Genomic DNA, 14,768 nt, shown 5'->3' with positions numbered 1-14,768 from the left:
GTGACTGACGGCCCGGCAGCAACGCCACCCACCCGTGGCGTACGCGCCGGGCCGTCGGCCTGTGCGCACGCGGCGGTCAAACACAAACGTAGTAGATGCTGCCGATCACGGCGTGCCGGGCCCAGGGGCCCGCCGCGTCGGTGGCCCTGTATACGTACGACCGCTGCCAGCCGATCTGGCCCAGCCAGTAGAAGGTCTTGTCGCTGGGGCGGTAGCGCATCGAGGATGCCCAGATGCCCCCGACGTACGCCCGTCCGCCGTTGAGGTCGTACGCGTCGCCGAAGTCGAGGACCGGCACCGAGTGGCCGATGAACTCCCAGTTGACCAGGTCGTAGGAGCGCAGGACGGGCGCGCCCGGCGAGTAGTGCATGGTCGAGCCGGTGTAGTAGTACGTGTCGCCGACGCGGATGACCTCGAGGTCGGCGAAGTCCTGCCAGATCACCGGGTTGGTGAACCGCTCCTGCTGGGCCGCCGTGGCCGCCGCCGCGTGCATCGCCGGCAGCGTGGCGCCCGCGACCAGGCCGGCGGTGGCCGCCATGACTCTCCGGCGGCTGTGGGGGTGTTGGAGCCAGGACATTCGAGATCAGCTTCCTCACGTGTGGGGGGACCGAGAGCGAAGTTCGAAATATCAGACATAATTCTGAATTTCGAACGGGAATATAGGAGCGGGCATGAGGGGAGTCAACACCGGGCGATCAGCGGGCAGTTAGCGGCTCGCCCGCAGCAGTCGTCGTTCGGTGATAGTGCGCGCTTCGGGGCTCTCGAAGTCGTCCGGGCCAATTCCTCGTGGTTGCGCAAGTCCCCTGACACACCATCAGCCAACTACAACAACACGCGGCCAGACCTTCGAGGGCGTCGCCATCCGGGTCGCCAAGCGCATCTTCGCGATGACCGCGGCGATCTGACACAACCGCAGGACCAGCGCCCCGGTCACCCGAACCCTGATCACATACGACCACTGATCACCGTTGGCGAGCAGCGCCTTCAGGGATCGACGGCGGGTTTGCGGAAGACGCCGTGCCTCCGGGAGGGGCAGTGGCTCCAACGACGGTGGTCAACGCTGTGCGCGTCGGCTGCGGATGCTCAGGGCGATGACGGAGACAAGGAACCAGAAGGCACCGAAGGCTGAGTATCCGGCGACGGTGGACAGGCCGCTGGTCGCCGAGGTGGACATGGCAGCAAAGGAGGCACCGGCGAGGACGGACAGTCCGCCGCTGATGACCATGGGCCACTGGGCACCGACGGTGCGTCGGCGCTGGATCGCCACGACGAGCTGGATCGCTCCGGAAAGGAGGGCCCAGATGCCGAACACGAGCAGGGCCGTCCCGATGGTGGAGAAGACAGCGATGATCATCCCGGTGGTGGTGGCGAGGCCGAGAGCCATGTTGGTGGTACCGACGCGGTCCGTGGAGCCGGTGCCGGCCATGCGACGCTCGAGGAGCGTGGCGATGACGTCCCACAGGGGGTAGATGACGAGCAGCACGGCCGCGATCACTGTGGGCTTGTCCGTCGACACGAGCGAGGCGGAGGTCGTGGCGACGAGTGCCACCCAGATCAGGGAGAAGGCGGCTCGGATCAGATAGAGCGATCGGAGCCCGGAGGGCGTCGTCGTGGTCCTGGTCTTGCTCGAAGGCACGGTGGTCTGAGTCATCGGGTGTCCCGTTTTGTGATCGTGATGGTGTGAGACGGTCGCCTCGATGAGGAGTCTCAGCGGCTTCGGGAGGGGCCGCGTACTTCGAACGAAGTAGTTCTGCCATCCACTTCGGAATCGAATGAGTTCTCCGTCCCCATCGCCCGGACCGGGCTCGCCGTCTACATCATTCGAAGTACACGGCCGCAGCACACGTGGGCGAGAATCGGGCCATGGTCAAGGCGCAGAACAATCAGGACGGGCCCGTGGCGCCTCTGTGGGTCCGCCGCCCCGAGGCGCTGCACCTCGTCGCCTATTCGGTGGCCGCGCTGGTGTTCACCGGCCAGATCGTGGCAGTGATCCTGCGGGGGTCGGACTGGCCGACGGCCCTTTCCGTGCTCCTCGCCGGTGGCGGTGTCGCCCTCTCATGGCGAAGGCCGTGGGCAGGACTGATCGTGGCGAGCGCGGCGTCCTTCGCCGTCACATCGGTGGGCCACGACCCGCTGTCGGTGTGGATGATGGCGGTGCTCGTGCTGTTCTCGGTCACCGTCAGGGGGAAGCAGCCGCTGGCCGCAACCGGCATCGTGGCGGCGTTCTTCCTGGGGGCGTTCATGACACTGGGAGGATTCCGTGGCGGCGCGATCGTGGGAGCCGCCGCACTCTTCTCTGCCATAGCAGGAGGTGCGACGGGGGCCGCGCTGCGCATCCATCGAGAGCACTGGCGCACCCTGGAGGAACGGGCCGAAAGCGCCATCGCCACCCGCGAGATCGAAGCCACCCGACGGGTGACCGAGGAACGACTCCGCATCGCCCGGGACCTCCACGACGTCGTCGGCCACCAGATCGCGATGCTGAGCCTGCATCTCGGTGCCGCGGAGATCGGGCTGCCCGAAGACGCCGAGTCCTCCCGGCAGTCCCTCGTCTCAGCCAGGTCCAGCGCCCGCACCGTCGTCGTCGAAACGCAACGGATCCTCGCGCTCCTCCGCCTCGGGGACGACCTCTCCGACGACGAGGCGCTCCGGCCGACCCCGGCGCTCAGCGGCCTGGAAGGCCTTGTCGCCTCGTTCGAGAGCATCGGCCTCGACGTCCGTCCCTCCCTCGACATTCCCGCCGGTTTCGTGGAGCCCAGCGTAGGCGTGACGGTCTACCGGGTCGTCCAGGAAGCGCTCACGAATGCCTACCGGCACGGAGTGGGGGCGGCAACGGTGGAGGTGCGTGAGCGCGACGGCAGGATCTGCGTCACCGTGGAGAACCGCGTCGGTCACTCACCGCGCAGCTCCGGCTCGGGCACCGGACTCGGACTCGTCGGGATGCGCGAACGCGTCGAGTCCTCCAGCGGGCGGCTGACGATCGACAGTGACGATGGGCGATTCCGGGTCCATGCGGAGTTCAGCCCTCTGGGAGCCGTCGTCTCATGACGCGGATTCTGATCGTCGACGACCAGGACGAGATAAGGGCCGGCATCAAAGCGATGCTCCGGCTCGACCCAAGTCTCGTTGTTGCGGGAGATCTCTCCGATGGACTCCAGGCCGTCCCCTTCCTCCGGGCCCACCCCGTCGACCTGGTCCTGATGGACATCCGGATGCCCGGCATCGACGGTGTCGAAGCCACTCGCCGGATCCGCAAAGAGCACCCACCCGAAAAGCTGCGGGTGATCGTGCTGACCACTTTTGACCAGGACGACATCGTTCTCGCCGCCCTTCGCGCGGGTGCCAACGGATTCCTGAGCAAGACCGTGAGCCCCGCTGAACTCGTTGCCGGAATCACCGAGGTCGTCGGCGGTGGCGGTGCGCTGTCGGCCGCCGCGACGGCCGCGCTCATCGGTCACATGACCGACAGTCCGCCCCCGGTGATCGACCGGGAACTGCTGCGACGCTTCGACGCTCTGACGCCCAGGGAGCGGGACGTGGTCGTTCTCGTCGCGAGCGGTCTCGGCAACGACGAGATCGCGGCCCAGATGTCCGTGTCGCCCTTCACCGTGAAGACGCATGCGGTGCGGGCCATGACGAAGGTCGGCGCACGTGATCGAGCGCAACTCGTCTCGTTCGTCTTCCGGGCCGGCCTCTACCCCTGAGCCTGCCGAGCAGAACCCCGAAACGTGTGCCCCCCGTGGCGATGCCGAGCAGTCCGGTGGGCGGGACGGCGTGGGTACGTACCTGGAAGACCTCGCCGTCGCGCTGGGCAAGCGGCGTGCCTGGACCTATAGCTGCGGAGGAGGGCTTGCGTCACGGCAAGGCAGACGAGCTCGGAGTCGGTCAGCAGCGGCGCCGTTCCATCCACCGGCTGCCTCGATCTCGTCGTCGATCTTCACCTACAGCGCGGTCAACAGGCGCTCTCTCTTCAAGCTCGCGCACCAGCCCCGACATCGGACTCAGTCGGTCCAGCAGGGCGGCTCACGGCAGGCTTCAACGTTGCCGCACGGCAGTCCTGTTCGTGCGAATCCGCCAGCTTGGCAATCATCCGGTAATCGACAGGCACGCCTCCCAAGATCATGGAGTTCTCTACGCCCCGTGATCCAAGTGGAAGACAATGCCTGCCGACGCCTCTCGGTGCCCGGCCCAGGCCCGGGCAGCGGCGGTAAGAGCGGCTCTGTGCGGCATGGGGCGTGTGCGTTCCCAGTTTTCCCAGGCGGTGTAGACGGTGCGCGCGAAGGTGGTGACGGTGGCAGGGTCGGCCGCTCGGTACGCGGGAACTTGCCGGGCGATCGTCTCGGCCTGGTCTGGAGTGTGGCCGGCGGAGATGAGTCGGGGCACTGTCAGGGCGGTGTCTGCCCACGCGGGGGCGGGGCAGGAAAGGGCCCAGTCCAGTAGCAGCAACTTGCCGCCGGGCGTCCTCAGCATGTTGTGCGGGGACATGTCCGTGTGGGCGAGCCGTCTGCCTTGCAGTCCGGGCGGCACGTCCTCGGGCAGAAATTCAGTCCACCGTGTGTGCAGCGGCTTCTTGTCCAGTGCTTCGGGCCATGGCGCCTGGGAGGTGACGGTGAGGGTGCGCAGCAGCGGCGCGAGATCGCCGGACCCTGGAGTCAGGTCCGGGTGCCGGCCTTCGATGTACTCGTACCCATAGAGCATCCACCCGTCGGCGGCGACCTCCCACAGCACGCGGGGGGCAAGGGGTGCGCATCGTGTGACCCGCGCCTCGTGGCGGTAGACCCATGCCTGTGGGTCGTCATGCCGCGTGCCTTTGATGAACGCTCGCCCCGCTGGTGTGTGGACCGTGCAGGCGAGCCGGGACATGACGCCGTGCGGCGCGGTCTCGGCCGTTTCGACCGGGCCTGTGTGCTGCTCGACGGCGGCCCGGATCGTTGCCGGTAGGTCGTGCCATTCGAGGCGGTCCACCCGCGGTCTCCTGCGTTGGTCGGGCGAAACGGGGTCGGGAACTACTTCGGGTGGTTCGGGCTGTCCGAGCAGTTCGCGTGGCACTGCGAGCAGTCGGCGAGGTCCAGCTCGGGCCAGAACTCCATGTCGATCTCGTACCCGGCGAGGGTGATCGAGTCGACGGTCAGCGCGCGCAGTGACGTGCCGCCGCCGTGCTCCTACTTGTCGAGGAATCCGGGCTGGTGGTGCAGGAAGCGGCCGAACCGCTGCTCGCAGAACTCGGCGTACGCCTTGGTGTGGAGCAGGAACTTGTGCCAGAAGTCGTCGACGAGCGGCGAGGGCTGAGCGGCCGATCGGCATAGTCACATGCCGCCAGGAAGGCGAGCATCTGCCCGACGCCGCATGCTCCACCAGCGCGGGTGAATCCCACCTCGATCGCTTGCCGAGGGCAGGGCCATGACGCGTGCGAACGCTTCCCCAGGACCGGCATCAAGCAGCAGACTCACCAGCCACCCCCGGGTGCGTTCGACACGCCAGCGGCGCGGGAGGACGACAATCCCCTTGGCGCCTTGGCGCCTTGGCGCCTTGGGGCGGGAGACGGTCTGAGGGGATGTGGGGAAGGATCCCGCCTGACCGAGGTCATGGGGATCAACCGGCGCAGCATCTACGCCGCCGACGGCACAAGGAGCTCCCGGCTTTCGTAGGCCGGGCAATCACCGGCTCGTCGGTCTGTCAAAAGGACTGGTCTGCCCGTATGCCCTCGCGGTCCTCGAGGGCGCCGATGGCGGTGGCGGTGAGGCTGTGGGTGATGTGGCCTCGCATCAGCTGGGCGGCTTCGGCGGCGCGGCCGTCCACGATGAGGGAGACGAGTTGGTGGTGTTCCTGTAGGTCCCGGGTGCGGGGTTCGTCGCCGGGCGGGAGTTCGAGGCCGAGGCGACGGTAGCGGTCGGACTTGTCCCACAGGTCGTCCAGGAGACGGATGAGGACGTCGTTGTGCGAGGCCCGGTACAGCGCCTGGTGGAAGGCGCGGTGGGCCGTGAGGGCCTCTTCCCCCCATTGGCGGGTGACGGGGAGGAGCTTGTCGACGGCGGCCTGCATGGTGGCGATGTCGTCGTCGGTCCGTCGCTGGGCGGCGAGTTCGGCGGCGGTCGGGTCCAGGGACAGGCGGACTTCGAAAAGCTGGCGGGCCTCGTTCGAGTTCATGACGGAGACCCGGACGTCGCGGTGGGTTTCGACGGTGAGGAGTCCCTCGCTGCTGAGGCGGCGGATGGCCTCGCGCAGCGGCGTGATGCTCATGCTGAGGGACTCGGCGAGCTCGTACTGGGCGAGCCGTGACCCGGCAGGAAGAGTGCCGAAGAGGATCCGATCGCGGAGTTCCGCGTAGGCGAGGTCGCTCTTGCTGAAGAACAGGTTCTGTCCTGCCATAGCCCCCTGACCGTTCCTTTCCGGAGGTTCCCCCACCCCTTGACATCCCACCGTGGACCGGCTCACTCTAACAGCCGACACATCTTATAAGATATGAGAAAGGCTCCGCAGTGAAGATCACCAACGTCTACGAGGGCGTCGTTCCGATCCGCTCCTCGATCCGTAATGCCTGGATCGACTTCAGCTCCATGGACTGTTCGATCGTGGCGATCGAGAGCGACGTCATCCGGGACGGCAAGCCCGTGGTGGGCTACGGCTTCAACTCCAACGGCCGCTACAGCGCCGGAGAGATCCTGCGCCGCCGGATCCTGCCCCGCCTCCTCGAGGCCGAGCCCGGCAGCCTGCTCGACGAGCGGGGCGGCCTGGACCACGCCAAGGCGTGGGACGTGATGATGACCAACGAGAAGCCCGGCGGGCACGGTGAGCGCTCGGTCGCGGTCGGCGTGGTGGACATGGCCCTGTTCGACCTGGCCTCCAAGATCGAGGGCAAGCCGCTGTACCGGTATCTGTCCGAGCGCTACGGCGACGGGCAGCCCGACGACTCCGTCTTCGTCTACGCCGCCGGCGGCTACTACGCCCCGGGCAAGACCCTCACCGACCTTCAGGACGAGATGCGCGGCTTCCTCGACCTGGGCTACGACGTCGTCAAGATGAAGATCGGCGGCGCCGACCTGGCGGAGGACCTGCGCCGCATCGAGGCCGTCATCGACGTCCTGGACGGCGACGGCTCCCGGCTGGCCGTCGACGTCAACGGCCGCTTCGACCTCACCACGGCCCTGGAGTACGGGCGGGCCATCGAGCCCTACGGGCTGTTCTGGTACGAGGAGATCGGCGACCCGCTCGACTACCACCTCAACGCCACCGTCGCCGAGCACTACACCGGCTCCATCGCCACCGGCGAGAACCTCTTCTCCCTCCAGGACGCCCGCAACCTGATCCGCTACGGCGGCCTGCGCCCCGACCGCGACACCATCCAGGTCGACCCCGCGCTCTCGTACGGTCTGGTGGAGTACCTGCGCATCCAGGACATGCTCCGTCAGCACGGCTGGTCATCGAGGCGCTGCATCCCGCACGGCGGGCACCAGTTCTCCCTGCACATCGCAGCCGCCCTCAAGCTCGGCGGCAACGAGTCGTACCCGGGCGAGTTCCAGCCCACCGGCGGCTTCGCCGACGACGCCGTCGTCGAGAAGAGCCGTGTCGGCCTGACCGACACCCCAGGCATCGGCTTCGAGAGCAAGGCCGCCTTCTACAAGGTGCTGCGCGCCCTGCACAGCTGACGAGATCGGGGGTGCGCGAGCCGCGTCGCGTCCCCCGCATCACCCCCACAGGTCAGCGCTACACAGGATCGTCGTGCAAGGGAGCACCAACGATGACAAGCACCATCACCGCCGCCGCCCCCCGCAGCGGCCACGGCTGAGCCGTCTCATACGTGAGCTGTGGTTCCAGGTCGTACTGGCCGTGGCCGACCGACTTCCGGGAGTCCACGGTCGGGGAAACCGCCTGAATGGACCGCGGTCAACGGCCCGGTTCCCAGAGCCATCACCGGCATCGAACTCGACCCATGGGGCAGCGTCGAGCGTCTCACCACCGTGTGGAACGGCACCTACACCGACAACGCCCTGCTGGCCCGTGGGCGATCGAGCGCTGACGGTCACGGCCTTGCCCGCGACGGACCGGCAGGGGCAGGGATTCGGTATGAGCCCGGTATGACGACGGCAAATCGGCTGGGTGCGCGACCGGTTCAGGGGAGGACATGGCACAAGATCTCTGCAAGGAAAGGAGATCGGGATGGCGGTTCTGCCCGAGCTCACCGCGGGACGGTTGCTCTCCTCATGGCACCTGGACGTGCCCGCGCTGCTGCTGGTCGTCCTGCTCGGCGCGCTGTACGGCCGGGGCGCGCTGCGGCTGAGGCGGCGGGGCGAGCGTTGGCCCGGGACCCGCGTCGCGGCCTTCACGTTGCTTGGCCTCGGCACGCTCGTCGTGGCCACGATGTCCGCGCTGTCCGTGTACGACCGTGTGCTGTTCTGGCCGGCCGCTGTCCAGAACATCCTTCTCGACCTGATCGCTCCGCTCGGGCTGGCGCTGGGCGATCCGCTGCGCCTGGCTCTGCGGGCCCTGCCCGAGCCGGCTGCCGGTCGCCTACGGCAGGTGATGACCAGCCGGCCGGTGCGGCTGCTCACCTTCCCCCTGGTCACTACGGCCCTCGTGCTCGTGACCGAACTGACGGTGTACTTCACCCCCTACTTCGAGACCGCTCTGCGCGACGGCTGGCTGCACGAGCTGCTGTACTTGCACCTGCTGCTCGTCGGAAGCCTGTTCGTGGTGCCGGTACTCACCCGCGAGGAGGCGCTGCCGAGGTGGTGCACTCATCCGGTCCGGGCGGCGCTGGTGTTCCTCGACGGGGTCGTCGACGCGGTGCCGGGCATCGTGGTGATGACCCACGGCACGCTGATCGCCGGAGCCTGGTACCTGGGCCATGCTCCCCCATGGGCATCGGACGTGCACCATGACCAGCAGCTCGGCGGTGGCGCCATGATCGGCATCGCCGAACTGGTGGCGCTGCCCTTCCTGCTCGCCGTCCTCGTGCAGTGGGCGCGTGCCGAACGCGCCGAGACCGTCGCCCTGGACCGCCGCCTGGACGCGGAACTGGTCCCGGCGGCGCCTGCGGCGACGGGTCCGGAGCTCGTCCGTCCGTGGTGGGAGACCGAGAACGGCGAAGTCGCCCAGCGCATGCGCCAGCAGCGGCCGGGGCACTGACGCACGCATCGTGCGTAGCGCCCGGAGACCGGCTCTGCCCGGCATCGTCCTCCCCTCCGGGTTCTCCATCAACCTGAACGGCTCCGCGGTCTACCTCACGATGGCCTCCCTCTTCCTGGCCCAGGCCAGGGCATCGACCTGTCCCCGGCAGCAGCAGCTGATCATGGTCGGCGTCACGATGCTCACCAGCAAGGGCACCGCCGGAATTGCAGGCGGCCCCTTCATCGTCCGCGCCGGCACCGTCACCGCGGTCGGCCACATCCCGCTCGCCGCCCTCTCCCTGATCGTCGGCATCGACCGCATCCTCAACGAGGCCGCGTCTTCATCAACGTCCTCGGCAACGCCGCCGCCACCATCGCGATCGGCAATTGGGAGAACGAGTTGGACACTGCCAAGGCCGGCGCGGGCAAGTAGCCGTGGCCGTCGTCGAGTGCAGTCACCCCTGAACCGGCGTAGGTGTACCCCGTGAGCACGCCCAGCGTCTCCGTCTCCTGAACGACGACCATCCGGCAACAAGCCTTGAGCCCGCAAGTCGCGACGCATCGACACGCCCTGTCCGCCGACGCAGGCCCTTCTTCGGTAATTGACAGGGTACGGACGTACCTCTTAACGTACCCAAATCCGGAGGCGACGCCGTCAGCTCAACGAGGAGCACCGATGCAGCACCTATACGAGATAGATGTCCAGGTCCCGATGCGTGACGGCGTAGCCCTCGCCGCCAACGTGTGGCATCCGGCCGAGGGACAGGCTCCGACGCTGCTCGTCCGCCTGCCGTACGGCAAGGACGTGATGGGCCTCGGCCAACCAGCCATGCCCGACCTCCTGGCTCTGGTGGAGGCCGGCTACGCGGTGGTGGTGCAGGACTGCCGGGGCACCCACCGCTCGGAAGGCGAGTTCGTTCCGCATATGGCCGACCGGGCCGACGGCGAGGACACCGTCACCTGGATCGCCGACCGGCCGTGGTCGGACGGCACGGTGGGCATGTACGGGCCGTCCTACCTGGGCATGGTCCAGTGGGAAACCGCCGCGACCGGCGCCCCCGCCCTCAAAGCGATCGCGCCGTCCTTGACGTCGATCGACAACTACGAGGCGCCCTGGTACTCCGCGGGCGGTGCGCTGTCACTGAGTGTGGTCACGTGGTGGAACGCCATCATGTACGCGGCGGACGCGCAGCGGTCCCTGGCGGCCGGCACTGACACCGTGTCCCAGCTACAGCAGCTCGGTCAGGCGGCCCTGTTCTCCGAGCCTCTCAATGACGTGCTGCCGACGGCCGAGGTTCCGGTCCTGGCGGCGTACGGCAAGTGGTGGGACGACTGGATGGCCCACCCCTCCCACGACGGGTACTGGGACGCCATGGAGCTCACCCCCGAGCTCAAGAACGTCACCGCCCCGGCGCTCAACATCGGCGGCTGGTACGACCTCTACATCGGCCAGACCGTCCGCACCTACACCACTGCCCGCGAGCAGGCGGGCAGTGCCCAGGCGCGCGAAGGGCAACAGCTGCTCATCGGTCCGTGGGATCACGTCTCCGCGAGTGGCATCTATCCCGACCGCTCCTTCGGCCCGTTGGCCAGTCCCCAGATGGTGGGCCTGACCGGCCTGCATGTGAAGTTCTTCGACCGCTGGCTCCGCGGCGACACCACCGCTCTGGACGACGTGGCGCCCGTGAAGATCTTCGTCATGGGCATCGACCAGTGGCGCGACGAGCAGGAGTGGCCGCTGCCCGACACGAGGTGGACCGACTTCCACCTGACGAGCGGCGGTCACGCCAACACAGCGGGCGGGGACGGCGTGTTGACGACCGAGCCGCCGACCGGCGCCGGGCACGACACTTACCTCTACGATCCGCGCCGCCCGGTTCCCACGGCCGGCGGGGCGTGCCTGCCGATGACGCCGGGGTTCGGCGGCCCGGTCGATCAGCGGACCGTCGCCGGCCGCGAGGACGTGCTGTGTTTCGCCGGCCCGGTGCTCGAGGAGCCTGTCGAGGTCACCGGTCCGGTCAGCCTCAGCCTCTTCGTGTCCTCCTCAGTGGTGGACACCGACTTCACCGCCAAGCTCGTCGACGTCTTCCCCGACGGCAAGGCGATCAACCTGTGCGACGGGATCCTGCGCGCCCGCTATCGAGGCGGCCTCGCCACGGAGGAACTGATGGAGCCCGGCACGGTCTACGAGGTCACCGTCGACATGACCGCCACCTCGAATGTGTTCTTCCCCGGTCACCGCATCCGTGTGGACGTCTCCAGCAGCAACTTCCCGCGCTACGACCGCAACACCAACACCGGCGGAGTCATCGCCCGTGAGAGCGAGGAGCAGATGATCCCCGCGGTGAACCACATCCATCACGGGCCGAGCCACCCCAGCCGTCTGGTCCTGCCGATCATCGACCGGAAGGACCAGTGATGAGCGCCGCCGACCGGGTCGCCGAACTGACCGCGACCTTCGCGGCTCCTTCCGTCGACGTGGCCTGGCTGCTGTGCGACCAGCACCCGGCCGACCGCGTCGCGTTCACCGTCGTCGACGCCACCGGTGAGCCTTCCGCACTGTCCTTCGGAGAGCTCACCGCGGACTCCCACCGCTGTGCGCGGGCGCTGCAGGGGCTTGGCGTCGGTCCGGGGGACAGGGTGGCGACCCTGATGGGCAAAAGCACCGACCTGGTCACCGTCATCCTCGCGATCTGGCGGCTCGGTGCGGTCTACGTCCCGCTGTTCACCGCCTTCGCGCCCCAGGCCATCGCCCTGCGCCTGGAAGGCTCCGGCGCGCATGTCGTGGTCGTCGACCCGGACCAGCGCCACAAACTCGACCCGGGCCCCGACATGCCGGACGACCCCCTGCGTCGCCTCGTCGTCACCGGAAGCGGCGCGCAGCACGGCGACGTGGCGCTGGCCGACCTCATCGCGGCCGCGTCGCCGGAGCCGGTGCCCGCCGTCACCACCAGCGGGGACGGACCGCTGGTGCACATGTTCACCTCCGGCACCACCGGTAAGCCCAAGGGGGTCATCCACCCCGTCTCCTACATCGCCGGATGGCAGGTCTACCTGGAGTTCGGCCTGGGCGTCACCCGGGACAGCAGCTACTGGTGCGCCGCCGACCCCGGCTGGGCCTACGGGCTGTACGCGGCCATCGTCGCTCCGATGGCCGCCGGGATCCCCAGCCTGCTGCTGTCCGGCGGGTTCTCCCCGGAGACGACTTGGCGCACCCTCGCCGACCACCAGGTCACCGACTTCACCGCCGCCCCGACCGTGTACCGGGGACTGCGCTCCTCGCCGGTGCCGGTACCGCAAGGACTGTGCCTGGAGCGGGCGTCCAGCGCGGGCGAGCCGCTGACTCCCGAGGTCAACGAGTGGGCCGGCTCGGCGCTCGGCCTGGCCGTGCACGACCACTTCGGCCAGACCGAGGTCGGTATGCCCTTGGCCAACCACCACCATCCCGAACTCGCCCGCCCCCTCAAGGCCGGATCGATGGGCCGGCCGCTGCCGGGCTGGAGCCTCACCGTCCTGGCCGACGAGAAGGACGAGCCCGCCGAACCAGGCGTGCTCGGCCGGGTCGCGATCGACGTCGCGGCGAGCCCGCTGATGACCTTCCGCGGCTACCAGATCCCCGGGCAGAGCGACGCCAAGTTCACCGCCGACGGCCGCTGGTACCTCACGGGCGACGCCGGGCGCATCGACACCGACGGCGACTTCTTCTTCTCCTCCCGTGACGACGACGTCATCATCATGGCCGGCTACCGGATCGGGCCGTTCGAGATCGAGAGCGTTCTCGCGCAGCACCCGGCAATCGCCGAGTGCAGCGTCATCGGCGCACCCGACGACGTCCGCGGCGAGGTCATCGAGGCGTACGTCGTCCTCCGCGACGGCCACGACGCCTCGCCGGACCTGGCCGCCGAACTCCAGCTGCTGGTCAAGACCCGCTACGCCGCCCACGCCTACCCGCGCACGATCCACTTCATCGACGTCCTGCCCAAGACCCCCAGCGGCAAGACCCAGCGCTACCTGCTGCGCAGCCGCCGTCGCACCGAACTTTCCAGCCGAGAGGCACAGTGACCCACACGGACCCCCTCCTCGTCGAGCAACGCGGCACCGTCAGGTGGCTGTTGCTCAACCGCCCCGAGCGGCGCAACGCCCTCGACATCTCCCTCGTAGAAGCCCTGGACAAGCAGATCACCAGTGCCGAGGCCGACCCCGGCACAGCGGTCATCGCCGTGGCCGGCCGGGGGCCGAGCTTCTGTGCCGGCGGGGACTTCCACCAGTTCCTGGAACTGCACGAGCGGGGCGACAACCCGGTCGACTTCCTGACCGACGTGTCGGCCTGCTTCAGCCGCATCGCGGCCAGCCCGAAACCCTGGGTCGCCGTCCTGCACGGTCACGCCGTCGCCGGGGGCCTCGAACTCGCCCTGGCCTGCGATGTCGTCGTCGCCGCCGACACCACGCTCGTCGGCGACGGCCACGTCATGCGGCGGCTCCTACCGGCCGGAGGATCGAGCGTCCGGCTTCCCGGCGCGGTCGGACGCGGACTGTCGCGCTGGCTCCTGCTCACCGGCGAACTGCTGCCCGCGACTGCTTTCGCGCACACCGGCTGGATCCGGGAGATCGTGCCCGAGGCCGACCTCGACGCCACCGCCACCCGCATCTGCCGACAACTGGCCGACCGCAACAGCCCGGCCCAGCAACGCCTCAAGACACTCCTGCACCGGATCGACGGCATGGCCCCCGATCAGGCCCTGCGCGAGGAATTGTCCGCCTTCGCAGACAACTGGTCGGCGAGCTCGGTGGCCGACGCCCTGCGGGCCTTCCTCGCACCCCGGACCACGAAAGCAGACACCAAGTGAATCGCTTCCACGGACGCGTCGTCGCCATCACCGGCGCCGCACAAGGCCTCGGCCTCGCCATGGCGACCCGGTTCGCCGCCGAGGGCGCCACCGTCGCGCTGGCCGACGTCAACGAACAGGCCCTCGCCGAAGCGGTCGAGACCATCGCCGACTCCCATGACGCGCAACTCCGCACCGACGTGGTGGACGTGACCGACTCCGCACAGGTCGATGCCTGGGTCGCCGGCATCACCGCCGGTCTCGGCCGCCTCGACGTGCTGGTCAACAACGCCGGCATCATCCGCGACAACCGGGTCGAGGACATCACCGACGACGACTGGCACGCGGTCATCGACGTCAGCCTCACCGGCGGCTTCCACTGTGCCCGTGCCGCGTTCGGGCCCATGAAAACCCAGGGCTACGGACGCATCATCAGCTTCTCCTCCATGTCATGGCGCGGGAACTTCGGCCAGACCAACTACGTGGCCGCCAAGGCCGGCATCGTCGGCATGACCCGCACGCTCGCGCTCGAGGGCGCCCGCCACGGCATCACCGCCAACGCCATTGCTCCCGGCCTCATCGAGACACCGATGCTCGCCTCGATGAACGGCCCGGCGCGCGACAAGCTCACGAACAAGGTCCCGATGCGGCACACCGGCAGGCCCGAGGACATCGCCGAAGCCGCAGCCTTCCTCGCCAGCGAAGCCGCCGGCTACATCACCGGCATCGTCCTGGACGTGGACGGCGGCATCTCCATCGGATCCTCGATCCGGTAGCCCAGCAGGTGATCAGCCTCCGCATCGGTGGTCGTACGAGAGCTTCCGGAGCCGGAGGC

12 protein-coding genes and 1 pseudogene are annotated in these 14,768 nt (G+C 68.6%); 8 read left to right on the top strand and 5 right to left on the bottom strand.

Annotation, left to right across the window (positions count from 1 at the left end):
• Positions 1 to 88: 88 nt before the first annotated feature.
• Positions 89 to 577: pseudogene (locus M2157_RS03655) on the bottom strand (family 43 glycosylhydrolase); the annotation flags it as partial.
• A 477-nt stretch (positions 578 to 1,054) separates the two neighbouring features.
• On the bottom strand, positions 1,055 to 1,651 hold the full coding sequence (locus M2157_RS03650) for a DUF308 domain-containing protein (protein WP_280864393.1): 597 nt from the start codon (positions 1,649 to 1,651) through the stop codon (positions 1,055 to 1,057).
• A gap of 212 nt (positions 1,652 to 1,863) precedes the next feature.
• On the opposite strand from M2157_RS03650, the gene M2157_RS03645 reads away from it, so the two are divergent.
• Both M2157_RS03645 and M2157_RS03640 read left to right on the top strand, forming a co-directional pair.
• Positions 1,864 to 3,048 (top strand): histidine kinase, encoded by a 1,185-nt coding sequence (locus M2157_RS03645; RefSeq protein ID WP_280864392.1) that lies wholly within the window; start codon positions 1,864 to 1,866, stop codon positions 3,046 to 3,048.
• On the top strand, positions 3,045 to 3,704 hold the full coding sequence (locus tag M2157_RS03640) for a response regulator transcription factor (protein ID WP_280864391.1): 660 nt from the start codon (positions 3,045 to 3,047) through the stop codon (positions 3,702 to 3,704). Before M2157_RS03645 ends, M2157_RS03640 begins: the two co-directional genes overlap by 4 nt.
• Before the next feature lie 427 nt (positions 3,705 to 4,131).
• On the opposite strand, the gene M2157_RS03635 is transcribed toward M2157_RS03640, so the two are convergent.
• Positions 4,132 to 4,965 carry a phosphotransferase gene (locus tag M2157_RS03635; RefSeq protein ID WP_280864390.1) on the bottom strand — a complete coding sequence of 278 codons (834 nt, stop codon included), beginning with the start codon at positions 4,963 to 4,965 and terminating at the stop codon, positions 4,132 to 4,134.
• A 711-nt stretch (positions 4,966 to 5,676) separates the two neighbouring features.
• On the bottom strand, positions 5,677 to 6,369 hold the full coding sequence (locus tag M2157_RS03630) for a GntR family transcriptional regulator (RefSeq protein WP_280864389.1): 693 nt from the start codon (positions 6,367 to 6,369) through the stop codon (positions 5,677 to 5,679).
• Between the two features lie 110 nt (positions 6,370 to 6,479).
• Here M2157_RS03630 and M2157_RS03625 point away from each other — a divergent pair, with 110 nt between their 5' ends.
• Both M2157_RS03625 and M2157_RS03620 read left to right on the top strand, forming a co-directional pair.
• Positions 6,480 to 7,646, top strand: a complete 1,167-nt coding sequence (locus M2157_RS03625; protein ID WP_280864388.1) for a mandelate racemase/muconate lactonizing enzyme family protein — start codon at positions 6,480 to 6,482, stop codon at positions 7,644 to 7,646.
• 511 nt (positions 7,647 to 8,157) lie between these two features.
• Positions 8,158 to 9,126 (top strand): cytochrome c oxidase assembly protein, encoded by a 969-nt coding sequence (locus M2157_RS03620; RefSeq protein WP_280860320.1) that lies wholly within the window; start codon positions 8,158 to 8,160, stop codon positions 9,124 to 9,126.
• 305 nt (positions 9,127 to 9,431) lie between these two features.
• On the opposite strand, the gene M2157_RS03615 is transcribed toward M2157_RS03620, so the two are convergent.
• The gene (locus M2157_RS03615; protein ID WP_280864387.1) at positions 9,432 to 9,632 is read right to left on the bottom strand and encodes a hypothetical protein; all 201 of its coding nucleotides are present in this window, start codon (positions 9,630 to 9,632) and stop codon (positions 9,432 to 9,434) included.
• A gap of 151 nt (positions 9,633 to 9,783) precedes the next feature.
• Between M2157_RS03615 and M2157_RS03610 the strand changes: the two genes are divergently transcribed.
• Genes M2157_RS03610 through M2157_RS03595 form a run of 4 tightly spaced genes read left to right on the top strand, consistent with a single transcriptional unit; the run spans position 9,784 to position 14,709 of the window.
• Entirely contained in the window at positions 9,784 to 11,526 is a 1,743-nt protein-coding gene (locus M2157_RS03610; RefSeq protein ID WP_280864386.1) for a CocE/NonD family hydrolase, read from the top strand.
• Positions 11,526 to 13,169 carry an AMP-binding protein gene (locus M2157_RS03605; RefSeq protein ID WP_280864385.1) on the top strand — a complete coding sequence of 548 codons (1,644 nt, stop codon included), beginning with the start codon at positions 11,526 to 11,528 and terminating at the stop codon, positions 13,167 to 13,169. Before M2157_RS03610 ends, M2157_RS03605 begins: the two co-directional genes overlap by 1 nt.
• Complete coding sequence (locus tag M2157_RS03600) at positions 13,166 to 13,954, top strand: enoyl-CoA hydratase/isomerase family protein (protein WP_280860316.1); 789 nt, start codon at positions 13,166 to 13,168, stop codon at positions 13,952 to 13,954. Before M2157_RS03605 ends, M2157_RS03600 begins: the two co-directional genes overlap by 4 nt.
• Complete coding sequence (locus M2157_RS03595; RefSeq protein ID WP_280864384.1) at positions 13,951 to 14,709, top strand: SDR family NAD(P)-dependent oxidoreductase; 759 nt, start codon at positions 13,951 to 13,953, stop codon at positions 14,707 to 14,709. The genes M2157_RS03600 and M2157_RS03595 overlap by 4 nt, the downstream gene beginning before the upstream one ends.
• Positions 14,710 to 14,768: the final 59 nt, after the last annotated feature.

It is taken from the genome of Streptomyces sp. SAI-127, assembly GCF_029894425.1.
GTDB lineage: Bacteria > Actinomycetota > Actinomycetes > Streptomycetales > Streptomycetaceae > Streptomyces.
Note: the sequence above shows the minus strand (reverse complement) of the source record. Positions and strands in the feature narration are given on the sequence as shown.